The 22,156-nt window shown below is 50.7% G+C and carries 19 protein-coding genes; 5 read left to right on the top strand and 14 right to left on the bottom strand.

Annotated features, from left to right (window positions below; genetic code table 11):
• Positions 1 to 71: 71 nt before the first annotated feature.
• Positions 72 to 503, bottom strand: coding sequence for a DUF2147 domain-containing protein (locus tag ACYVJG_RS07525; protein WP_460430509.1), 432 nt, complete (start codon positions 501 to 503; stop codon positions 72 to 74).
• 104 nt (positions 504 to 607) lie between these two features.
• On the bottom strand, positions 608 to 1,204 hold the full coding sequence (gene wrbA, locus ACYVJG_RS07520) for an NAD(P)H:quinone oxidoreductase (protein WP_460430508.1): 597 nt from the start codon (positions 1,202 to 1,204) through the stop codon (positions 608 to 610).
• A 364-nt stretch (positions 1,205 to 1,568) separates the two neighbouring features.
• Here wrbA and ACYVJG_RS07515 point away from each other — a divergent pair, with 364 nt between their 5' ends.
• Positions 1,569 to 2,819: a YihY family inner membrane protein gene (locus ACYVJG_RS07515; protein WP_460430507.1), complete on the top strand. Its 1,251-nt coding sequence runs from the start codon at positions 1,569 to 1,571 to the stop codon at positions 2,817 to 2,819.
• Here the strand turns inward: ACYVJG_RS07515 and ACYVJG_RS07510 are convergent.
• The 4 genes from ACYVJG_RS07510 to aroC are packed head-to-tail and all read right to left on the bottom strand — an operon-like array spanning position 2,796 to position 7,563.
• Positions 2,796 to 4,373 (bottom strand): ABC transporter ATP-binding protein, encoded by a 1,578-nt coding sequence (locus ACYVJG_RS07510; RefSeq protein WP_460430506.1) that lies wholly within the window; start codon positions 4,371 to 4,373, stop codon positions 2,796 to 2,798. The two genes, ACYVJG_RS07515 and ACYVJG_RS07510, sit on opposite strands and share 24 nt — an antisense overlap.
• Positions 4,370 to 5,410, bottom strand: coding sequence for an ABC transporter permease (locus ACYVJG_RS07505; protein ID WP_460430505.1), 1,041 nt, complete (start codon positions 5,408 to 5,410; stop codon positions 4,370 to 4,372). The genes ACYVJG_RS07510 and ACYVJG_RS07505 overlap by 4 nt, the downstream gene beginning before the upstream one ends.
• Positions 5,407 to 6,462 carry a microcin C ABC transporter permease YejB gene (locus tag ACYVJG_RS07500; protein WP_211213682.1) on the bottom strand — a complete coding sequence of 352 codons (1,056 nt, stop codon included), beginning with the start codon at positions 6,460 to 6,462 and terminating at the stop codon, positions 5,407 to 5,409. The genes ACYVJG_RS07505 and ACYVJG_RS07500 overlap by 4 nt, the downstream gene beginning before the upstream one ends.
• Before the next feature lie 12 nt (positions 6,463 to 6,474).
• A complete protein-coding gene (gene aroC, locus ACYVJG_RS07495; RefSeq protein WP_460430504.1) occupies positions 6,475 to 7,563 on the bottom strand; it encodes a chorismate synthase in 1,089 nt (362 codons plus the stop codon).
• A gap of 72 nt (positions 7,564 to 7,635) precedes the next feature.
• Here aroC and ACYVJG_RS07490 point away from each other — a divergent pair, with 72 nt between their 5' ends.
• Positions 7,636 to 8,385, top strand: coding sequence for a LysE family translocator (locus ACYVJG_RS07490; RefSeq protein WP_460430503.1), 750 nt, complete (start codon positions 7,636 to 7,638; stop codon positions 8,383 to 8,385).
• 246 nt (positions 8,386 to 8,631) lie between these two features.
• Here the strand turns inward: ACYVJG_RS07490 and ACYVJG_RS07485 are convergent, their stop codons facing one another.
• The 3 genes from ACYVJG_RS07485 to pgeF form a co-directional block, all read right to left on the bottom strand.
• Positions 8,632 to 9,051, bottom strand: coding sequence for a hypothetical protein (locus ACYVJG_RS07485; RefSeq protein ID WP_460430502.1), 420 nt, complete (start codon positions 9,049 to 9,051; stop codon positions 8,632 to 8,634).
• A 108-nt stretch (positions 9,052 to 9,159) separates the two neighbouring features.
• Positions 9,160 to 11,325 (bottom strand): SulP family inorganic anion transporter, encoded by a 2,166-nt coding sequence (locus tag ACYVJG_RS07480; protein WP_460430501.1) that lies wholly within the window; start codon positions 11,323 to 11,325, stop codon positions 9,160 to 9,162.
• On the bottom strand, positions 11,303 to 12,088 hold the full coding sequence (pgeF, locus tag ACYVJG_RS07475; protein WP_460430500.1) for a peptidoglycan editing factor PgeF: 786 nt from the start codon (positions 12,086 to 12,088) through the stop codon (positions 11,303 to 11,305). The genes ACYVJG_RS07480 and pgeF overlap by 23 nt, the downstream gene beginning before the upstream one ends.
• A gap of 137 nt (positions 12,089 to 12,225) precedes the next feature.
• Here pgeF and ACYVJG_RS07470 point away from each other — a divergent pair, with 137 nt between their 5' ends.
• The 3 genes from ACYVJG_RS07470 (at position 12,226) to ACYVJG_RS07460 (ending at position 17,222) form a co-directional block, all read left to right on the top strand.
• A complete protein-coding gene (locus ACYVJG_RS07470) occupies positions 12,226 to 13,329 on the top strand; it encodes an alkene reductase (RefSeq protein WP_460430499.1) in 1,104 nt (367 codons plus the stop codon).
• A gap of 425 nt (positions 13,330 to 13,754) precedes the next feature.
• Complete coding sequence (locus ACYVJG_RS07465) at positions 13,755 to 14,546, top strand: response regulator transcription factor (RefSeq protein WP_460430498.1); 792 nt, start codon at positions 13,755 to 13,757, stop codon at positions 14,544 to 14,546.
• Positions 14,547 to 17,222, top strand: a complete 2,676-nt coding sequence (locus ACYVJG_RS07460; protein ID WP_460430497.1) for a hybrid sensor histidine kinase/response regulator — start codon at positions 14,547 to 14,549, stop codon at positions 17,220 to 17,222. It abuts the gene before it with no gap.
• On the opposite strand, the gene recG is transcribed toward ACYVJG_RS07460, so the two are convergent.
• The 5 genes from recG to ACYVJG_RS07435 are packed head-to-tail and all read right to left on the bottom strand — an operon-like array spanning position 17,219 to position 22,135.
• Positions 17,219 to 19,240, bottom strand: coding sequence for an ATP-dependent DNA helicase RecG (gene recG, locus ACYVJG_RS07455; RefSeq protein ID WP_460430496.1), 2,022 nt, complete (start codon positions 19,238 to 19,240; stop codon positions 17,219 to 17,221). The genes ACYVJG_RS07460 and recG overlap by 4 nt on opposite strands.
• Before the next feature lie 15 nt (positions 19,241 to 19,255).
• Entirely contained in the window at positions 19,256 to 20,113 is an 858-nt protein-coding gene (locus ACYVJG_RS07450; protein WP_460430495.1) for a DMT family transporter, read from the bottom strand.
• 17 nt (positions 20,114 to 20,130) lie between these two features.
• Positions 20,131 to 20,799 carry a cytochrome b/b6 domain-containing protein gene (locus tag ACYVJG_RS07445; RefSeq protein ID WP_245556756.1) on the bottom strand — a complete coding sequence of 223 codons (669 nt, stop codon included), beginning with the start codon at positions 20,797 to 20,799 and terminating at the stop codon, positions 20,131 to 20,133.
• Positions 20,800 to 20,811: 12 nt separating this feature from the next.
• Positions 20,812 to 21,174, bottom strand: coding sequence for a 2Fe-2S iron-sulfur cluster-binding protein (locus tag ACYVJG_RS07440; RefSeq protein WP_460430494.1), 363 nt, complete (start codon positions 21,172 to 21,174; stop codon positions 20,812 to 20,814).
• A 4-nt stretch (positions 21,175 to 21,178) separates the two neighbouring features.
• Entirely contained in the window at positions 21,179 to 22,135 is a 957-nt protein-coding gene (locus tag ACYVJG_RS07435; RefSeq protein WP_460430493.1) for a molybdopterin-binding protein, read from the bottom strand.
• Positions 22,136 to 22,156: the final 21 nt, after the last annotated feature.

Genomic DNA, 22,156 nt, shown 5'->3' with positions numbered 1-22,156 from the left:
ATCAACTTTGTGTAATTGCAACTGTAGTAAACCCGCCTTCTGGGGTTCAGAAGGCGGCAGGGGAATGCGGCTTATTCGGCCCGTTCCCATACTTGAGTACGGCCTAACAACGCCACGCCGAGAAAACCACGTACTTCTAATTTTTTCCCGCCTTCAATCGGCTTAAACTTCACGCTATAAGTTTTGCCTTCTTTCGGGTCGAAAATTTTTCCCCCTTCGTAGCTATCACCCGATTTTTTCACGCCCCACAGGATAGTCATGCCCTGAATGGGTTTGTTGGCGCGGTCGCCCTCACATTTGTCGCAGGTGGCTTCGGGGTTTTGAAATAACTTCACCACTTTGCCGCTAAATTCTCCGCCTTGTTCGGCAATTTGCACCAATGATTTTGCCTGACCGGTTTTATCATCAATGGTTTTCCATGTACCGACTGGCGAAGCCTCTGCCCAGACAGCTGCCGATAACAGCGTTGTAGCAAAAACCATAGCTTTCATTGCGTGACGCATGATGTGTTCCTCACTCGTTTGTTATTTTCCATTCAAACGATGGTTTGAATTCAACACAGGATGCAGAATTTCACTATCGGCTGTCAAGCCACCTGCACGTTACGCTAGGGCTTCATAAGCTGTAACGCCAACAACGCCAAGCGTTTGCCCTGTGCCATCGCCAAGCGGCGTTCTTCTTCGCTTAGAGTGGGTTTGTTTTCTTGCCCCGCGACATGGCTTACCCCATAAGGCGTACCGCCGGTTTGGGTGGTGGATAAATCGGGTTCAGAATACGGCACACCACATAACACCATGCCGTGATGTAACAACGGTAACATCATGCTTAATAGGGTCGATTCTTGGCCACCGTGTTGGCTGCTGCTACTGGTAAAGACGCAGGCCGGTTTACCAATCAAACTGCCTTGCATCCAATCGCCACTGGTGGAATCTAAAAAATATTTCATCGGTGCCGCCATATTGCCAAAGCGAGTTGGGCTACCTAAGGCTAAACCGATACACTCTTGCAAATCACTGGCTTCGACATAGGGCGCGCCCTCATCTGGCACTGTTGGCGCGGTGGCTTCACACACAGTGGACACCGCAGGGACGGTACGCAAACGCGCTTGTGCCCCCGGCACGCTGTCGATACCACGAGCAATCGCCCGCGCCAGCTCACGCACCGCCCCGTGGCGGCTGTAATACAACACTAAAATATCAGCCATCAAACATTCCTTCTTACCAAGAAAACTTAGTAAACAACCCGCGACTGAAGTCGCAGGCTTTATCGTAGGACGAGACAATGCCTATCCCCGACATTAGGCCGGTTTACAGCAGCCCTTAGCGAGACGGCAGTCTCGCCAATCCACCGATATTAGCGCCTCGGTGGAGAACGGCTACAGATCCTGTACTCCCACCGCTTTGCGGTAACCTGGGATGCCGGCCACCGAAAACTCCGGTGCGCACCATTGGATTGGGAGCCATACACAGCGACTTGAATGCAAGTGGCTTGATTTTACCACAGGGTGCGCTTGGCGCACCCGCAATGCCTACCGCGATTGACATCGCGGGTTTCCTTGCGGAGGTTCTATGATAACGACAAACCACTCTTTTCTACCTTATCCCCTCGCCTTGTGGTTGAGATGGCTGGAGATCGTCGGGTTTTTACGCTTTATTGGCCGGCGGTTATTGGCCGACCGCTGCATCGAAGTGGCCGCTAGCCTGACCTTTACCACGCTGTTGTCATTTGTGCCACTGATTACGCTGACGCTGATTGTCGCCTCCGCTTTTCCGGTGTTCTCGGCCTATAGCGATAGCTTTAAGCAATTTTTATTGGAAAATCTGGTACCCGACTCGGCCACCCGCATTATTACCGTCTATATGCGGCAATTTAGCGACAATGCCGGCAAATTAACCGCTGCCGGTTTGGCCATGCTGGCACTCACCGCCATCAGTTTAATGTTGACCATTGAACGCACCTTTAATGCCATCTGGCGTGTGAAAAAATCGCGGCCATTGGCACGACAAATGTTGTTGTATTGGACTGTGTTAACCCTTGGGCCCTTGCTGTTGGGGTTGGGTTTATCGCTGACCAATGGCCTCAGCTCACCGTTTACCGGCAAATGGCGTTGGATTGATGAATGGTTGAGTTTAGCGGGGTCGGCCTCGTTATCTGCAGTGGTGTTGCTGATTGTGTATGGCCTCATTCCGAATCGCTTTGTGCCGTGGCCACATGCGCTGATTGGGGCAATCACCACCGCCATCTTACTCACCTTCGCCAAACTTGGTTTTGCGCTGTATGTCGAGATGGCACGTTCTTACCAACTGATTTACGGCGCATTTGCCAGCTTCCCAATTTTGTTATTGTGGCTACAGCTGATGTGGCTCTTGGTATTGTTTGGCGCAGAACTGACCGCTGGTTTGGGTTATTGGCAACATCGCGCATGGCAACGTCCGGGTGGACACCAACAACGCTTTCAAGATGCGCTCAATGCGCTGGTCTGTTTAGCCCATGCACAGCAACATGGCCATGAATTGAAGCAAGCGGATTTCCGCGCCCATCTCCACACCGGTTATGACGAAATCGGTCATATTCTCGACTGTTTAGAACATGCTAAATTGATCACACGCACACAAAACGAGGGCTGGGTTTTGTTGCGGCAACCCGATCATATCCAGCTCGATGCTTTATATGATGTGTTTATGATGCCAACTTTGCATAAAGAATCCTGTGCACACGATCAAGCCCTGCGTGTCCGTCTCAACCAAGCGCGGGCAGCGTTGGCTGTGTCCCTACAGCACTTTATCAGCGAGAGCTCACAAACCAGCCGCCCGCAATAAACTTTGGGTATAGGGATGTTGCGGCGTGTGAAATACCTGTTGGGCAGGGCCATATTCGACAATGTGGCCCTGTTTTAACACCAACACATGATGTGCCACTGCCCGCACCACCGGCAAATCGTGGCTGATAAATAAGTAGGCCAGCTGGTATTTTTGTTGTAGCTGTCGCAGCAAGGCCAACACTTGTGCCTGAATCGACATATCCAAGGCCGAAGTCGGTTCGTCTAACAACAACAGTTGCGGTTGTAACACCAAGGCACGCGCAATCGCCAACCGCTGTCGCTGACCACCGGAAAACTCATGCGGATAACGCGATAGCATGTCTGCTGTCAGGCCAACTTCTTGCAAAATCGCCACAATCCGCGCCAAGCGTTGGGATTCATCCAACTGTGGTTCGTGCAGTTGCAAACCCTCTTGCAGAATCTCGCTCATCGTCATGCGTGGTGATAAGCTGGAGTAGGGGTCTTGAAACACAATTTGAGCATGTCGCCGCCATTGCCGTAGCGCCTGCTTTGACAACGCAGATACCGTCTGCCCTTGCATCACCACTTCGCCTTGTGCGGCTAAAAGCTGCAATACCGCCAACCCCAACGTCGTTTTGCCAGACCCCGACTCACCAATTAGGGCGAGGGTTTCCCCTTGTGGTAACTGAAAATCCACACCCTGCAAAATCGGCACTGTCTCCCGCCGCCACCAACGCTGCCGCCGTGACACGGTGACGGTGAGCTGTTTCGCCGTCAATAAAATCGGGGCATTCGCCTGCGGCACATCATCCAGCGGCTGCGGCGTGCAATTCAACAAATTTTTGGTGTAAGGATGATGTGGAAAGTGAAATAGATGTTCACAAGCGGCACTTTCGATTAACTCACCCTGCTGCATCACCGCGACTCGATCTGCAAAACGCTGTACCAGTGATAGATCGTGGGTAATCAACAATACCGCCATCCCACGTTCGGCTTGCAACTCACTTAACAAGGCCATGATTTCACCGCGCATACTGACATCCAGCGCGGTCGTTGGCTCATCCGCAATCAACAACTCCGGCTCACCCGCCAAGGCCATGGCAATCATCACCCGCTGCCGTTGACCACCAGATAGCTGATGAGGGTAGCGTTGTGCCAAGGTGGTGGGATCGGGTAATTTCACCCGTTCTAATAGCTCAATCGCCTGTGCCCATCCTTGGCGAGGGGATAAACCGAGATGAATCCGCAAGACTTCATACACTTGCTCGCCGACGGTATGTAATGGATTGAGCGCCGTCATCGGCTCTTGAAACACCATCGCCACTCGTCGGCCACGAATTGTCCGCAATTGCGCTTCGTTGTAGCGCAACAAAGGTTCATCTTTTAAAAAAATCTCGCCTTCGTAACGGGCATCCGGTTGTAGCTTGAGAATCGCTTGTGCGGTTTGGGTTTTGCCAGATCCCGACTCACCAACCAAGGCCAATTTTTCACCTGCATACACACAAAGATTGACCGCTTTAACCACCTGCTGTTGGCCAAAAAATACCGATAGGTTGTCAATCCGCAGCAGCGGCAATTCAGCAAAACTCATCCTGCCGCCTTTCGGGTATCCAGCGCATCGCGCAGTCCTTCGCCAATAAAAATCAGCAGTAGCAAGGTCACCGTCAACACCGCAAAAGTGGGTAAAGCAATCCACCACGCATCTAGGTTTTCTTTGCCTTGTGCCAGTAATTCACCCAAGCTCGGCGTTGAAGGCGGCACACCCAAACCCAAAAAATCCAATGATGTTAAAGCCAAAATGGCACCAGAAATCCGAAATGGCAAAAAGGTAATCACTGGCGTTAAGGAATTGGGTAAAACATGGCGCCAGATAATTTGACGATGTGATAAACCCAAGGCGCGGGCAGCAAGGACATATTCCATCTGGCGGTTTTTCAAAAACTCTGCCCGCACATAGTCAGCCAAGCCCATCCAACCAAACAAGGACAACAACACAAACAACAACCACAGGCTAGGGGTAAACAGCGAAGCAAATAAAATCAGTAAATACAGCTCTGGCAACGAGCCCCAAATCTCAATTAGACGTTGTAACCATAAATCCAAACGCCCAGCAAAATAACCCTGTATTGCGCCTGCCACAATGCCTAACAGTGTTCCAACCACAGTTAATGCCAAGGCAAACACCACACTGAGCCGAAAACCATATAACAAGCGCGCTGCAATATCGCGCCCCCGATCATCTGTCCCTAGCCAATGACGGGCATCGGGCGCGGCAGGGTTAGCGTATTCAGCATAATAATCAAGCGAATCAAAACGGTAGCGATTCGGCGGCCACAGTGCCCAATTATCGGCTTGCTGCAGCTGTTGTTGCACAAAGGGATCGTGATAGTCGGTAGGCGTGGCAAATTCACTGCCAAAGGTGGTTTCTGGATAGTCTTGCCACAGTGGGAAATACCATTGTTGTTGGTAATACACCACTAATGGCCGGTCATTCGACAGCCATTCAGCGCCTAGGCTGACCACAAACAACAGCATGAATAACCACAGGCTGTAATAGCCACGTTTATGTTGCCGAAAACGCAGCCAAGCACGGCGAGAAGGGGAAACAGAAAGCGGCAATTCATTCATCGGCCATGCCCCACCTGTTCAAATTGCACACGCGGATCGACCCAGACATAACAGAGATCAGATAACAACCGCGCCACCAGACCAATCAAGGTAAATAAGTACAGCGACCCCAGCACCACCGGATAATCACGCCGAATCACTGAGGTATAAGACAACAGCCCTAAACCATCGAGTGAAAACAGGGTTTCAATCAATAAGCTGCCGGTAAAAAATGCCCCTAAAAAGGCCGCTGGAAAGCCGGTTACCAATGGAATCATGGCATTGCGAAAGACATGGCGATAAAGAATGGCATTTTCAGTCAGGCCTTTAGCACGGGCAGTCAACACATATTGCCGGCGGATTTGTTCCTGAAAAGTATGTTTGGTCAATAAAGTCATCACCGCCAAGTTGCCCACCACTGAAGCCGTAATTGGTAACACCATGTGCCATAGGTAATCCACAATTTTACCGCCCCAGCTCAATTCCTCCCAATGGTCGGACACCAAGCCACGCAACGGAAAAATCTGCCAAAAACTGCCGCCACCAAACAACACCAATAATGCCAAACCCAACACAAACCCGGGGATGGCATAGCCAATCAAAATCACCGTGCTGCTGACCACATCAAACGCCGAGCCATCGCGTACCGCTTTGCGGATGCCGAGAGGAATGGAAATAAGATAAGTCAGAAAAAACGACCATAACCCCAAACTCATCGACACCGGCAATTTTGAAACGATCAATTCCCAAACCGATTGATGATGATAAAAGCTGTCGCCAAGGTCGAATTGCAGATACCGCCACACCATATCCAAAAAACGCTGTGGGGCCGGTTGGTCAAAGCCATATAAGGCTTTCAACGCCGCCAGTTTTTCTTCATCCAAGCCCCCCCGCGCCGAATATAGGCCGCTGCCGCCACTGTTGGCTTCACCTGCTGCGGCGCCTTTGAGTTCTTGCGCCAGTTGTTCAACTGGCCCACCCGGGACAAATTGGATAATGGCAAAGCTGAGCAATAAAATCCCCAACAACGTGGGGATCATCAACAGCAGCCGTTTGGCGATATAACGACCCAAGGACATGCGGTGTTATCCTGCAATGCGTGGGGTGGAAACCTGCACATCGCCACATTGGGCGCGATGGCGCAAGGCATGATCGATTAACACCAAAGCCAGCATTGCCTCGGCAATCGGTGTTGCACGCAAGCCAACACAAGGATCGTGGCGGCCGTGTGTTTCCATCAAAATCGGATTGCCTTGTTTATCAATCGAGCGCCGAGGTTGAGCAATACTCGAAGTAGGTTTAATCGCCATCGACACTTCAATCGCCTGCCCAGTGGAAAGGCCACCCAAAATACCGCCGGCGTGGTTACTTAAAAAACCATCGGGGGTCAGTTCGTCGCCATGTTCGCTACCGCGTTGGGTCACCGAGGCAAACCCCGCGCCAATTTCCACCCCTTTGACAGCGTTAATGCTCATCATGGCGTAGGCAATATCAGCATCTAAACGATCAAACACTGGCTCACCCCATCCCACCGGCACCCCTTCCGCCACCACCCGCAAACGCGCACCAATAGAATCTTGCGATTTACGGATGCTATCCATATACGCTTCCAGCTCAGGGACTTTGCTTTGGTCAGCGGCAAAGAAAGGATTATTCACCTCGTCCCACGAGACAAAAGGAATCTCAATGTCGCCGATTTGCGTGATATGACCACGAATCACGATACCGTATTGCTCGGCTAACCATTTCTTCGCAATCGCCCCCGCCGCCACTCGCACCGCCGTTTCCCGCGCCGAAGACCGCCCACCACCGCGTGGGTCGCGAATGCCATATTTGTGCCAGTAGGTGTAATCAGCATGACCGGGGCGGAAGGTATCAGCGATATTGCCATAGTCTTTGCTGCGTTGGTCGGTGTTACGAATCAGCAGGGCAATCGGGGTACCGGTGGTTTTTCCTTCGTACACGCCGGATAAAATTTCTACGGTATCGGGTTCACGGCGTTGTGTGACATGGCGACTGGTGCCGGGTTTGCGGCGGTCGAGTTCGTGTTGAATATCCGCTTCGGACAAGGCCATGCCGGGAGGACAACCATCAACAACGCAACCAATCGCAGGGCCATGCGATTCGCCAAAACTGGTGACTGTGAACAATAAACCAAAGGTATTACCAGACATGGGGCACTTTCCGGAAATCAGAGATAGAAGACCGATTCTAACAAAGCCACCGCGACAACGGGGCAAAGTCCGGTGTGGATTCGAGTTGGATGCAGGTGGTGGCTGAAGCAAATGCAAAACAGACAGCCTGTGTTAGGATTCATCGACGAAAAATTTTGGAGTTGTGAGATGGACATGAGTTTAACCAGTATTTTTATCACCGTTGCCCTCGCTCACTTTCTGGCCTTATTAAGTCCGGGGCCAGATTTTTTATTGATTGTGAAAAGCGCGATTAGCAACAAAACGAAAAATGCAATCGGTGTAGCACTGGGTATTGCTATCGCTAATGCAGTTTATATTGCGCTGTGTTTAGTTGGTGTCGGCTCTATTTTAGCCAGCTCAGTACCAATTATGATCGCACTAAAAATAATTGGTGGGCTGTTTTTGATTTATTTGGCGATACAAGCACTCAAAGCCAGAAAGTCGAGTTATCAAAATATTGCAGTAGTCGAAGCGTCAAACAAGCCACAACAAAACAAATCCTTTGCCTTTGAACTGGCTACTGGTTTTATGTCAGGCATTCTCAACCCAAAAAATCTGCTTTTTTATCTGAGCTTATTTACTGTGGTGTTGACAAATGAAGTCAGTCTTGGCTTTAAAATTTCTTTGGGTGTATGGATGACCAGCGTGGTGTTTTTGTGGGATGCCGCGATTGTATTGTTATTATCGACCCCCAAAATCAGAACACGTTTTACTAAAATGGCTTTTTATATTGATAAGCTAACAGGCGCCATCTTGGGGATCATTGGTGTCACGATTGTGAAATCGGCGATCAGTCGTTGACTTTATTCGCAGCAACGAGGATGGAAAAACGTAGAACATCCACGTAAGACAATGCTTGATCAAGCAAACTCAACACATTGAGCACATAAATAGAGCTTATCTTACTAGTACATAGGTTACGTTTATTTATCGCAGTTAAGAACAGCAAACTGGATTTTCCGCTAAAAGCCGTTGCCAGCGGGATTTAGCCATGTTGAGCATCACAAAAAATGGGATGGTTGCACTTTGGCGACCATCCCAGTCAAATCAAGCCTGATTTGCAAACAACTGCTGTCGAATTCGCTCAGTAATTTCCTTTTCTACTTTCTCTCTCTCCTCTGGCGGTAGCGCCGCTAACTGATCTTCAGTGAGCCCCATTTCCCGCAAAATTTTTTCTCGCAAACGTTGCTCTGGTGATTTTTTTAAAAACTCAAACAACTCATCACGCGCGCTTTTTGTTGGCGCGGTTGGTGTAGTTGATGTGGTTTTTTGCGATGAGGACGTCGATTGCGTATCGCGCTGTGTTGTCGCCTGTGCCATCGCCTGTTGAAAAGTCGCTGCACTTTGTGCCGAAGTGGTTCGGCGTGACGCTGCGGCTGAATTCACCGCAGACTGATTTTCAATTTTCATAGACCTGATCTCAGACAAAAAAACAGTCTGCCTATTGCAATCAATATGCCAAGCCATTTAAGGTGTTTTTTTGCATAAAAGCGGCAAAAAATCCCGTAAAACACCCCAAATAGCGGCATTTTTTGTCACAGATTGCCGCTAGCGAAGCCCTCCTAACACATGGCCTTAGGCAATCGCCGCTTGCAAACTCTGATTGGTTGCCAACAAACGCTGTGCCAACACCGTTGCCACCGCCTGATGCAAACGAATCGCCAACTGAGGCTGGTTTTGTTCTAGGGTAGCAATCGCCTGTGGCGACAAACACAACACCGTTAGCGCACTGTCTGCCACCACTGCAGCACTGGTCGGACGCTGCAAATAGTGGCTCATCTCGCCAATCACCGTTCCTTCGGTAAACCGTCGTAGTCGAATCGGTTTGCCCATCCGATCATGACTGCGCACCGATACACTGCCGCGCACAATAAAATACAAACCCGAAGCCGCTTGCCCCTCGGCAATCAACACCGATTCTGCAGCCACCTCGCGTAATTCACCATAAGGCAATAACGCCGCAGAAAGACCCACCACCGGCTGTGGTGTACCAATAGGCATGGCCAGTGTATGTTGTTGCAAATAGGCTTCCTCTGCAGCTTCGAGCGCGTGGTCTAAATCAAGGTAAATGTGTTCAAAATCGGGCAGGGCACTGGCTAAAGTATGTTGTACTTCCGGCGATAGACCCGCAAAAAAGACCGTGCCTTGCTGTTGTTGCACACGGCGAATGATTTTACGAAACACCACTGCCGCCGACGCATCAATCCCTTGCACCCGTCTGAAATCCAAAATCAGGTAGGAAATATTGGCCTCGCTCTGCAAAGCGGTGATGACCTGCTTATCAACGCGATGTGCAGAACCAAAAAAGATAAACCCTTCTAACTCCAAGCCCAGCAACCATTGCGGTTGTTGGGTTAACCGTTCCCGTTCAACTGCAGCACGATCAATACGCGATGGGGCATTCGCAGCATTAAATTGAATCCGTACCACCGGCAAGAGGCTGTAATCACGCAGAAAAATCACCGCCGCCAGCACCACTCCGAGCAAAGTACCGACGCTGAATCCAGCAATATTGATCGTCAACGCCACCAATAACACCAGCAAAAAATCACTGCGCCGCAGCGTGTGCCAGCCTTTCCAGACACTGTTTTCCAGTAGCGACAGCCCAAAAAACAACAGAATACCGGCTAAAACAAAGGTCGGTAGCCACTGAATCAGCTCTAAGCCCACTATCGCTGCTAGCACACACACCGCTGCCAATACCCAACCTGCGATGCGGTTTGGCCCCGCGAGCTGTAAATTTAAAGATGTATCACCAATAAACGGTACCACCGGCAGGCCTGCCGACAACGCAGCGACAAAGTTCGCACCGCTGGTTTGTTTCAGCTCTTGATTGACGTCGATATCTTGTTGCAACAGATTTTCTAAACTGCCGGTTTGCAACAACATCGCAATCAGCACCACCAACAAAACAGATAACAGCTCGGGTAGCACCGACAACAATGCCGCGACATCCACCTGTTGCCAACCAGTTAACCACGCCGACAACGGCAAGCCCTCACCTGCTGCCGGTAAATCAAATAACCAGCCCCATTGCCGCGCCGTGGCAGTGGAAACCTCGCATACAGCTAACAACAGAAAAAACACGCCACCTGCCACTGCCAACAAACATGGCATAAACAGTGGATGTTCAATGTGGCGAAAGCCGTACCACAGGGCCAAGGCAACAGCGAGAGCGGGCCAAATCATGCCGCCTTGCTCGAGCAGTAATGGCCAAGCATTAAGATGCGTTAGGCTCAATTCTGGCACCACCGCCGCCAAACCCAGACCGCTCATAAAAAGCAACACCCCTGCGCCGGCTAAAAAACCACTGATCACCGGCGAAGGCAGATAGCGAATGATATTACCGAGTTGGAAATGTCCAACGGCATAGAACACACAAGCGGTGGCGGCGCTACTCAGTGCCAGCAATACCGCAATCGTGAGCGCGGCACGCTCGGGGCTGCCCTGTGCCGCTGCGACCTGCCCCGCAACAATGACGGCCAATCCCGCCAATACGACTGCAGCAGAATCATCCGGCCCAGCAATTAAACCGGGCAAGCGGCTGTAACACGTCACCCATATTGCACTCAACGCCGACGCGCATAAAATCAGCTTAAAACCAAAGCCGACATGCACCGCAGCAACACCACGATATAACAAGGACGCATACGCCGCCGCGACCGTAACCGCCAAAATGCCCGCAATCACCCCACTGGAAACGGCAGCAAAAGGGCCTTTAGCTTGCTGTGGAAAGGTCATGATTCAACTCAGTTGTGCCTGCAGAAATCCAAATGCAACTGGCCATCCGGCCTGTTTGCCCATCACGGCGATAAGAGAAAAAACGCTCGCTGTCAGTCACCGTGCAATGGGTGCCGCCACTGATGTTAGACACGCCGACAGCCTGCAAACGTTGTCGTGCCAACTGATAAATATCCGCCAGATATTTCCCGTTTTGCTGTGGGATAAACGCCTGTTCTGCTTCTATTGCCTGAGCCACAAAGGCTGCTCGTACCTCAGCCCCCACCTCAAACGCATTGGGCCCAATCGCCGGCCCTAACCACGCCAATAATGTTGTCGCAGGGACAGCCATCGCTGCCACTGTGCGTTCGATAATGCCATCACATAACCCCCGCCAACCGGCATGAACCGCTGCCACCACCGTGCCCTGTTGATCGGTTAATAACAACGGCAAACAATCTGCTGTCATCACCACACACACTGCCTCTGGTATCTGCGTCACACTGGCATCAGCAGGCAACACCGCATTTGCTGTGGGTGTAGTGATGATATTGACCTGAGTGGAATGGGTTTGCGTGAGCCAATGTGGTGGATTGGGTAAGGCAAGACTGAGTAAACGGCGATTTTCGGCCACCGCCAGCGGATCATCGCCAACGTGATCGCCGAGGTTGAAACTGGCAAACGGTGCTTGGCTGACGCCCCCAAGTCGAGTGGTACAACATGCCTGAACATGAGCAGGGGCGGGCCAATTCGGAACGAGCCATGATGGATCAAAAGATGACATATTGGAATTTCCTGTTTCATGGAAACAAAAGATGGCAAAAGCCGGTGTTGCCCTCATTTGGCTTGGGCTTATCATCAACACAGTATCAAAACACGGGCTGTTGATGTTTTTGTTTTGTTCAAAAGGAGAGGTGTGTTATGGCTTACCCACATTTGTTGTCCCCCATGCGTTGCGGGGCCTTGCATTTGAACAATCGCGTTTGGATGGCGCCATTAACGCGTTCACGGGCGGCACAACCCGGCGATGTTCCAAGTGAATTGAATGCCGAATATTATGCCCAACGTGCAAGCGCCGGTTTAATCGTCAGTGAGGCCACACAAATTTCTCAGCAGGGGCAAGGCTATGCGTGGACCCCCGGCATCTATACCGAACAACAAGAAGCAGGCTGGCAGCGCGTGGTGCAGGCAGTTCATGCCGCAGGCGGCAAAATTGTGCTACAGCTGTGGCATGTCGGACGTATTAGCCATCCTCTGTTACAAGAAAACGGTGCCGCGCCTGTTGCACCAAGTGCGATCACTGCAAATGCACAATGCTTTGTCGTCCAACCAGATGGCACACCTGCCAATGTTCCCACAGCGTCGCCGCGTGCCCTTGATAGCAGTGAATTACCAGCGATTGCACAGGATTATGCCGCTGCCGCTGCGCGTGCCAAACGCGCTGGGTTTGATGGGGTGGAAATTCACATGGCCAATGGTTATCTGCTCGACCAGTTCTTATGCACCGGCAGCAACCAGCGCACGGATGACTACGGCGGAAATATTGAAAACCGCGCCCGTTTTCCATTAGAAGTCTTGGATGCAGTGGTGGCAGTGTGGGGGCCAGAGCGCGTTGGCGTGCGTTTATCACCCTTTGGCACGTTCAATGATATGCAAGACCGAGAAGCTGAAGCGATGGCGGTTTATCTGGCGCGGGCATTCCAAGAACGAGAAATTGCTTATCTCCATATCGCAGAACCCGATTGGGCAGGTGGCCCAACCCTCAGCGATACTTTCCGCGATAGCCTACGCCATGAATTTAGCGGTAGCTTGGTCTGGACAGGTGGCTACGATGCCCAACGCGCAGATGAGATGATCCAGAAAGGATTAGCTGATGCCGTCGGTTTTGGACGGCCTTATATTGCCAATCCTGATTTGGTAAACCGCTTTGCTCATCAAGCACCACTGAACGCCCCCGATGCGAATACTTTTTATGGTGGGGGAGCCGTAGGCTACACCGATTATCCTTGTTGGCAACCCAGCTAAGCGGGGTTAAGCCAGATTAAGAATGGGTGCTGCGCTCTAACAAGTGCAGCATTCTGACCAGCTGTAGTGCCGAGATACGCCGCTTCATATACAAACGCAGCGCCACCGAACGAGCTGTTTTTCGCAAGAAACTCATATTTCCTCCTTGTATTACCAAAGCGTGCCACAGGATTGCACGAAACGCCACAATCAACAATGACATAAGAATTTTTCATAATTCTTTTCGTTGATGTTTATGCTAGCACATGATGCAGTCTGTGTTGTGAACCGGCAATACTCAACTTTTGACTTACGTAAAGAAAGTTTTGATCACAGGAATTATTTTTTTTATCGAGTGCAGATCGACCTAAGAGCGACTATCCTGTGGGTGCTTGAACCCTACCCTTTTCCAAGATATGAACAGCACGCTCTCTTCCCGTTCCACGATGTCCGCGACGTCTCCTTTTTTCTGCGCCCCGCGCATCCTTGTTGTCGATGACGTCACCGAGGATCGTTTATTGCTGGCAGACTTTTTACGCCAACGTGGTTACCGTTTATATGTCGGGGAAAATGGTCGTGACGCATATGACAAATCCCTCATTGTGATGCCGGATTTGATTTTGATGGACATTCGGATGCCAAATTCCGATGGGATTGTGGGGTGTCGCCTGCTTAAAGCCGACGAACGCACACGCCATATTCCAGTGATTTTTCTCACCGCCGCTGCATCACCACAAGAGCGGGTAGCCGGCCTCAGCGAAGGGGCGGTGGACTATGTCACCAAACCATTTGACTTTGAAGAAGTGCGATTACGTGTCGCGGTGCATCTTGGATTAACGCAACATACACAAAGCCAAGATCTACAAGCCGACGCTGCCACACCACAAGAAGAAGGACAGGGGCTCGATCAGGTGTTGTTCCGCGCCGCACGGCGGTTGATTACCCAACAATTGGAACATCCTCTTGAACTTGCCGATCTCGCTAAGGCGGTAGGCACCAACAGCCGCCGGTTAAACGAAGCTTTCCGGCAATGTGCAGGTGTCACTGTGTTTGATTTTCTGCGTGAAGAACGTCTGAAAGAGGCGCGCCGCTTGTTATCAGATACCTCACTTGAGATTCAGCTGATCGCCAGCCAACTCGGTTATAGCAGCGCAGCCAATTTCTCGACCGCTTTCCGTGAACGCTTTGGGGTCTCACCGCGCAATTTCCGCCAAAACGGCGAGCCCAGTAAAGAGTAAATGCAGGTCAGCGCCCCCGCCTCGGTCAACCGAGGCTCACTCATTATTCTTGGCTTGGTCATCGCGCTGATGATGGGATTGGTGGTAGCCTTATTCCCCAACCCCACGTCTTCATCACCCCCTGTTAAGCTCGTCCATCATCTTTTCCAATGGGAAGATAAAAGTCATCAACTCAGTGCAGAACAGGTAGTTCTCCAATTAGCCGCCTTTCAACCTGCCAGCCATAAAACACTGAATATCGGTTACAGCCGCAGTGCAATTTGGCTTTATGGTGAATTACCAAGTTCACTGGCTGGCTATTGGCTAGAAATTGGGCCACCTCGATTAGAAGATGTGCGATTTTATTTACTGGATGAAAAGAACTCGATTCAATCGACGATATTAGCAGGGAATAACCACCCACTTTCTGCACGTCCAGTTGTGGCACTGAATCCTATCTTTCCACTAAAAAGTGATAACCATACCATTCGTTTTTTGATTCGAATCGAATCTAGATCAGCGATTCATATTCAACCTGAGCTTTGGCAGCCACTCAAGTTTCGAGAAACAGAAGCAGAATATAAATTATTGCTTGGTATTTTTTTAGGGTCGATGATTACCATCGGCTTATATGCAATAGTTCATGCAGTCACGCTACGCGATCAAATTTTCTCATATTTAAGTTTGTTGATTTGTAGCGCTGTATTATATGAAATCAGTTTCCAAGGCTATTTATACCAACATTTTTTCTCCAATGGCGCTGAATGGCTGGTGAGGGCTCCCGGTACTATAGGCAGTATCACACTCTTCTTGTCTCTGCTAACTTGGCGTGTATTGCTGCAACTGCCGCAACAACTGCCAGTCTGGAATCGGGTCTATCAAGGCTTAATGGCTGTGATGGTTTTGTGTGCAGCTGGCTGTGCTTTTGCTGATTATTTCATCACAGCACAAATTCTTAATGCTTTCTCTGTTGTGATTAACCTATGTTGGCCAATTTCTGTTGTTATTGCTTGGAAACGTGGCATTCCAAATCTCACCCTATTTACGATTTCCTCTTTGCTGTCTTGGTTTGTTCATATTTTACGCTTAATGGATTTTTATGGACTACGTACCACTGGGTTATTTATCAGTGAAGAGGCCTTAGCATGGGCTTTGAATATAGATTTATTGTTGTTAATGGTGATGGGTCTATATAGTCGCAATAAAACCCTTCATCAACAACATCTAGCAGCACAAACAGCGTTAATTGAAGCGCAACAGTTAAAACACTCGCAATTAGAACAAGCTGTTACTGAACGAACACACGCATTAAAAACAGCCCTACACACTGCCGAAGAGGCCAATCGCGCCAAGAGCGATTTTTTAGCGCGGGTCAGTCACGATTTACGAACGCCACTCACCTCAATCACGGGTTATGCTGATTTGATTTTAGCTGGGGGACGTGAGGACGCAGAACGCGGGCGAATTATTCGGCGTAGCGCCAGTCATTTATTGAGTTTAATTGATGATTTAATTGATTACGCCAGAGGCAGCCCAACCGAACGGATGCAGCCCTTGCCACTGTATTTCCATGCCTTACTAGAAGGCATCACCCGTGATGCAGAACAAGTGGCGATGCGGCGACAAAATCGTTTTGTGTTCCAAACTGTTGGTCAGCTACCGCCGGTGATTAAAGTAGACGGCAAACGATTACGACAGGTGTTAGATAATCTGTTGACCAATGCGGCGAAATTTACTTCACAAGGTGAAATCCGCTTTGTGGTGGAGATGGTCAGCCAGCAGCCCAATACCGGTATTGTCCAACTGCGCTTTCATGTGATTGACAGTGGTATCGGTATCGCTGCCGAACAAATCGACTCTATTTTCGATCCGTTTGTGCGTTTAGATAATGGGCGCAGCCAACAAGGCTTAGGCCTTGGCCTCGCGATTGCAGCGCAATGGGTACAGCGGATGCAAGGTCGATTAGAGGTCAGCAGTCAGCTTGGAAAGGGCACGCATTTTACCTTGCATGTCAGCTTTGCCACCGCCCACGAGGACAGCATTCCTCACCATCGCTTACCTGATGGGGAATTGGCCTTGCCAGAACTGGATGGCAGTGGGTATCGCCTTGTGCTGTTGGAAGACACCAAAGATGTGCGCAATCTGTTGCAAGATGAATTGGAAGGTCTTGGATTTGAGGTAGAGGCGTGGGCAGAGGGACGCGATTTTATTGATGAACTAAGCGATGGCAGTCTGGCGATGCCAGATTTGATTGTGACCGATTTCTCCATGCCGGAAAGCAATGGTTTAGAGGTATTGGAAGCAGTCAACACCCTATGGCCGCAGGTGCCGGTAATATTGCTGTCTGCCGCCCCCCCGCCTGTCCATACCGTACAACGCTTTCATGCTGCCTTGTTAAAGCCGGTTAACTTAGCGCAATTACGCCATGTGTTAGCAGAATTGCTGCATTTACCGCTACAAAACAACCGCCCCACGCACGCGGCAAAAACCACAATTGCTTGTGTGCCACCACCAGCGGCACAACGGGCAGAACTGCAACAGTGGTTGGACATGGGCGCGATGTCGGATTTAATCGACTGGGCACAACAGTTGGCGGAACATAGCCCTGAGTATGCTGAGTTTGCACAGACCGTAGAAAATTACGCCGAACGCGCAGACATCAACGGCTTGTCGCAGTGGTTAGCTCAGTGGCGCTAGGCGTGTAGGAAATGCTCACGTCCGCCTAGCCAACGGGCTAAATGGGCGCGTGCGGCATCGGGCCATTGTTTTAATAAACGCGGCGCCCATTGTCGCGCCTCCTCTAGCAACGCCACATCGCGTTCGATGTCGGCAAACCGCAACATTGGCGTGCCGCTTTGTTTGGCACCGAGAAACTCTCCCGGCCCGCGAATCAACAAGTCCTGTCGCGCAATTTCAAAGCCATCGGTCTGTTCATAAATCACCCGTAAACGCGCACGCGCCAGCTCGGACAGCGGTTCTTCAAATAACAACACACAGCTGCTGGCATGTCGTCCGCGTCCAACGCGCCCCCGCAGTTGGTGTAACTGTGCCAAGCCCATACGCTCGGCATGTTCGATAATCATCAAGGTCGCATTTGGTACATCAACACCGACTTCAATCACGGTCGTCGCCACCAATAGGTGAATTTCATTGGCAAGAAATGCTGCCATCACTGCTGCTTTCTCATCAGCCTTCATCTTGCCATGCACTAAACCAATCGTGAGCTGTGGCAAGGCCAGCATCAATTCTTGTTGCGTGGCAACAGCCGTTTGGAGTTCCAAGGTTTCTGATTCTTCAATCAGAGGACACACCCAATAGGCTTGGCGACCTTGTTCTATTTCACGCGCAATAGCCGCCATGACCTCTGGCCGCCGTTTTGCGGCAATCAAGCGAGTACGAATCGGCGTCCGTCCGGGGGGTAATTCATCAATCACTGACACATCCAAATCAGCGTAGTAGCTCATGGCCAAGGTACGCGGAATCGGTGTGGCCGACATCATAAGCTGATGGGTTTCGCCACCTTTAGCTTGTAGTGCCAAGCGTTGTGCAACACCAAAACGATGTTGTTCATCCACAATGGTTAAACCCAGCCGCGCAAAAGCAACGTCTTCTTGAAATAGCGCATGGGTACCCACCGCCAAACAAGCCTCTCCATTGGCAATCTGTTTTAATGCGGCTTGGCGCTGTGATTTTTTCAAGCTACCCGATAACCACACCACGGTTAAACCCAAACTTTCCCACCATTGCCGCAGTTTTAAGTAATGTTGTTCAGCCAAAATTTCTGTCGGGGCCATCAATGCAGCTTGATAACCGGCTTCTATCGCATCTAAAGCCGATAGTGCCGCAATCACGGTTTTCCCCGCACCAACATCACCCTGTAACAAGCGGTGCATCGGCTGTCCACCTTGTAAATCTTGTTGGATTTCCTGCCAGACTCGCTGCTGTGCAGCGGTTAACGCAAAGGGCAGCTGTTGTAGCAACGCCGAAGTCAGCCGGCCATTTCCCTGTAAAATCGGCGCCGATTTGCGCTGTCGTGCCCGATAAGCCAAACGCATCGATAGCTGTTGTGCTAATAGCTCATCAAAATAAATCCGCTGCCACGGCGGAAACTGCGGTGATTGCAATACAGCAACTTCACTGCCAGCGGGAGGATGATGCAGGGTCAACACCGCCTCGGAAAAACTCGGCAAGCCCAATGTTTGCAACATCGCGGGGGGCAAAGTGTCATCGAGTGGGATCTGTTCAAGGGCAGCATCAATCCATTTACGTAGTTGCGATTGGGTAATCCCTTGGGTGGCGGGATAGATAGGGGAAAGGTGGGTGGATAACGGGGTATTGCTGGCCACCACACGGCATTTTGGGTGCACCATTTCCGCCTGACCAAAAAAATTCTGGCGAATTTCACCAAACACCCGTAAACGATGACCAACACTACATTGTTTGATTTGGCTCGGATAAAAATGGATAAAACGCAATACCAGCTGTCCGCTGGCATCAGCAATCACTGCCCGCAGTTGCCCCCGCCCACCACGTTGTTTCACCTCACAATGCTGCACAATGCCTTCCACCATGACGGATTGTGCCAACGGTGCTTGGGCAATAGCGAAACACTGCGTTTCGTCTTCGTAGCGCAGCGGCAAGTGTAATAACCAATCAGAGGGCTGTTGAATACCCAGTTTGCTGAGTTTTTTTTCAATTGCAGGGGCAAGCGCCATCGTCAATCTCACCGTTTAACCGTGCTTTGGCTTAGCCAATGAAGCCCAAACTGTCGCCACCACAATACACGCGCCACCCGCCAATGCCAGCCAAGTTGGTTGTTCATGAAAGACGTACCAAGCAAAACCAATCCCATACACCGGTTCTAACCCCGTAATCACCGCAACTTGCCGCGCCGGCAACACGCCCAAGCTGGCAATAAACAAACCATGTGCCAAAGCAGTACACACCACGCCCAAAAAAAGCAAGGCCGACCATTCGTGTAGCGTTAAGGCCACCGGCGGCAACCACCACCACAGCGGTAACAATACCCCAGCCGCCACCGCATTTTGCCAAAAGGTGCTGGATAACACCGACAACGCGCCGATACTGCGATTTAATAAAGCCAATACAGCAAATAAGGCGCCGGACAATACCGCTAGCAACAAGCCCTGTGTTGCACTGGCTTCAAACCGCCATTCTGGGACGACTAACAATAAACCAATGGTCACTAAGGCAATCATCGCCCACTCTTGCCGCTGTATCCGCTCGGCAAACCAGTATGGTTCTAACAATGCGACAAACACTGGAAAACTGGCAAACCCCAACAGCGCAATCGCCACCGTACTGTATTGCACCGCCGCAAAGAAGGTTGTCCAATGCAATGCCAACACTGCACCGGCCAACAATAAGCGCCAGCGTTGCGACGATTTGACTTGCCACAGTACAGACAAACGATGTCGCCACACCGCCAACAAAGCCACCGCCAACGCGGCAAACACCGTCCGTCCTAATACAATCACCCATGCCGGTTGCGCCACAGCTTTGCCAAATAACCCAGCCAAACCAAACAACAACACAGCAAGGTGAATTGACCATAATGGTGACAACATAGGCAAACGTGCCGCGCTCACAATCGCGTTACCAACGTATAAATCGCGCCAGCAGACACCACCAGTGTGACCAAGGCAATAATTGGTGGAATAAACTCCACACGGTCTAACTCGGCATCACTGTCAATCGGTTTAATTCCGGTCACCATTGGGCGGATAAGATTGGTTTTTTTACCCCACAGATAGAACAACACCGCCCCAACATGCACAGCAATCAACGCCAATAAATAGTTAATGCCTTGTTTGTGCCAAACGGTGATTTGTTCTGACCATTCACTGCCGACCAAATGAATTAACGGGCCATCATACATATACGAGTCAATATCACTCGATAACATCCCCGACACCACCTGAAACAACAGCGCAGCCAACAGCGCCATCACCATCAACGCGCCTAATGGGTTGTGGCCGGGGATTTGATCTTCTGGTAATTGCCCACGCATATAGGCCAAGATCGCTTTGGGGCCGCGAATAAATTGGGTAAATCGTGCGGTTTGGCTGCCAATCAGGCCCCAAATCAGGCGGAATAACAATAAAGTGGCAACCACATAACCAACACGAATATGCCACAACAACCACTCACCGCCTTGTTCACCCGAGTACCACATAAAACCAATTAGCGGGGGCAAGGCCCAATGAAATAAGCGGATTGGGGCATCCCATACCCTGACATTCTGTTTCATCATTTTCCTTTTTTGTTAGGACACGTCTTCGCTGCTGGGCGGGTCGAGAGAGATGACTAACGGCTGGTTAGCCGTCAAATAACAGGCAAGCCGCCACAGCGCAGGCGAATCAATAAAGGTGTCTTGTTGCAAAGCAGATTGCGGCAGGTAGCGATGGCGCACTAACACATTGCGCTCTTTACGTGACATCAGTAGCGGTTGTGGTTGTTGCTGATGACTGACGCGGACAGCACATGTACCACAGGTGCCACGACCACAACGCCACGACAGGGGTAAATCATCACAACGGCGCACCAAATCTAAAATGGGTTCATCTAGTGTAGCGACGACAGTGAGGGGCTGTGTTAAGGCCCCTCCCACAAAACTCAATGCTGGCATACCATCACAACAGACGCTCAAAAGTATAAAACGCAACGGTTTCACCCGCAGCCACAGCCTGCCCAGCCGGTACACGAATCAACCCTTGTGACTGTAAGCACGACCACAAGTGCGGTGCCGCAGGGCTTAGTTGGACAGCGATAGCCTGTTGTTGTTCATTTTTAATGACCTGCACTGGTAACACCTGCTCATATTCCTGTGCCGCCAATTCGGTGGTCAAGGGCAAACGGTAACATGGGCTGGCATAACGAGCACAATCCAAACCACGCATCCGCTGTAGTGCTGGCGCCACCGCCAACAAGAACAACAGATACGCCGGCAACATGGCATTCGGTAGACCAATAAAGTCGGCACTGGCAACCTTACCCCAGCTCAACACCGGTAAACCACTCATGGCAATCTGCGCTTGTTGCAATACCCCTTCACGGGTGATCGCCTGTTGCACATAGTCTTCTTCTACGCCACCACAAGTGATGATTAAATCACTGTTCTCTGCGGCATTCGACAACGCTAAACGAGTCGCGGCAACGCTCTCGGGCACCACACCCAAATCGCGCACTTCGCACCCCATCGCCACCAAAGCGCCACGCAACCAATAGCGATGGCTGTTATAGCGACGATCAGCATGTAACACTTCACCGGGCTCGGTTAAATCCTCACCACTGAAAAAAACCGAGACTTTTAAGGGCCGCCACACGGGTAAAGTCGGTAAACCGAGGGCGGCGGCCAAGCCAGTATGCACCGGCGTCAGCCACAAACCAGCGGGTAGCTGATGTTCTGCCGAAAAACCGAGTTGGGACAACAATTCGGCCTCAATTGCCACTGATTGTGCCAACACGCTACCACGGCAATTTTTAAGTGGCCGTTCTTCGATCCCATCTTCTTGTGCGGTCAAAACAGTCAGACCAGACAATAATTTTTCTAGGGCATGTGCTAACGTCTCTACGGCAATCGCACTCATCATTTCTCCTTGTTATAACAA

It is taken from the genome of Aquaspirillum soli, from assembly GCF_054781915.1.
This window is presented reverse-complemented; position numbering and strand designations above follow the sequence as displayed.

What these genes read in the sequence shown, in the direction of transcription:
- recG (WP_460430496.1), bottom strand. Translation starts at nt 19,240, where the DNA reads ATGGCGCTTGCCCCTGCAATTGAAAAAAAACTCAGCAAACTGGGTATT.
- ACYVJG_RS07435 (WP_460430493.1), bottom strand. Translation starts at nt 22,135, where the DNA reads ATGAGTGCGATTGCCGTAGAGACGTTAGCACATGCCCTAGAAAAATTA.
- ACYVJG_RS07505 (WP_460430505.1), bottom strand. Translation starts at nt 5,410, where the DNA reads ATGAATGAATTGCCGCTTTCTGTTTCCCCTTCTCGCCGTGCTTGGCTG.
- ACYVJG_RS07485 (WP_460430502.1), bottom strand. Translation starts at nt 9,051, where the DNA reads ATGGCTTGGCATATTGATTGCAATAGGCAGACTGTTTTTTTGTCTGAG.
- ACYVJG_RS07440 (WP_460430494.1), bottom strand. Translation starts at nt 21,174, where the DNA reads ATGCCAGCATTGAGTTTTGTGGGAGGGGCCTTAACACAGCCCCTCACT.
- ACYVJG_RS07510 (WP_460430506.1), bottom strand. Translation starts at nt 4,373, where the DNA reads ATGAGTTTTGCTGAATTGCCGCTGCTGCGGATTGACAACCTATCGGTA.
- ACYVJG_RS07470 (WP_460430499.1), top strand. Translation starts at nt 12,226, where the DNA reads ATGGCTTACCCACATTTGTTGTCCCCCATGCGTTGCGGGGCCTTGCAT.
- ACYVJG_RS07450 (WP_460430495.1), bottom strand. Translation starts at nt 20,113, where the DNA reads ATGTTGTCACCATTATGGTCAATTCACCTTGCTGTGTTGTTGTTTGGT.
- ACYVJG_RS07480 (WP_460430501.1), bottom strand. Translation starts at nt 11,325, where the DNA reads ATGACCTTTCCACAGCAAGCTAAAGGCCCTTTTGCTGCCGTTTCCAGT.
- aroC (WP_460430504.1), bottom strand. Translation starts at nt 7,563, where the DNA reads ATGTCTGGTAATACCTTTGGTTTATTGTTCACAGTCACCAGTTTTGGC.
- wrbA (WP_460430508.1), bottom strand. Translation starts at nt 1,204, where the DNA reads ATGGCTGATATTTTAGTGTTGTATTACAGCCGCCACGGGGCGGTGCGT.
- ACYVJG_RS07460 (WP_460430497.1), top strand. Translation starts at nt 14,547, where the DNA reads ATGCAGGTCAGCGCCCCCGCCTCGGTCAACCGAGGCTCACTCATTATT.
- pgeF (WP_460430500.1), bottom strand. Translation starts at nt 12,088, where the DNA reads ATGTCATCTTTTGATCCATCATGGCTCGTTCCGAATTGGCCCGCCCCT.
- ACYVJG_RS07465 (WP_460430498.1), top strand. Translation starts at nt 13,755, where the DNA reads ATGTCCGCGACGTCTCCTTTTTTCTGCGCCCCGCGCATCCTTGTTGTC.
- ACYVJG_RS07445 (WP_245556756.1), bottom strand. Translation starts at nt 20,799, where the DNA reads ATGATGAAACAGAATGTCAGGGTATGGGATGCCCCAATCCGCTTATTT.
- ACYVJG_RS07515 (WP_460430507.1), top strand. Translation starts at nt 1,569, where the DNA reads ATGATAACGACAAACCACTCTTTTCTACCTTATCCCCTCGCCTTGTGG.
- ACYVJG_RS07525 (WP_460430509.1), bottom strand. Translation starts at nt 503, where the DNA reads ATGCGTCACGCAATGAAAGCTATGGTTTTTGCTACAACGCTGTTATCG.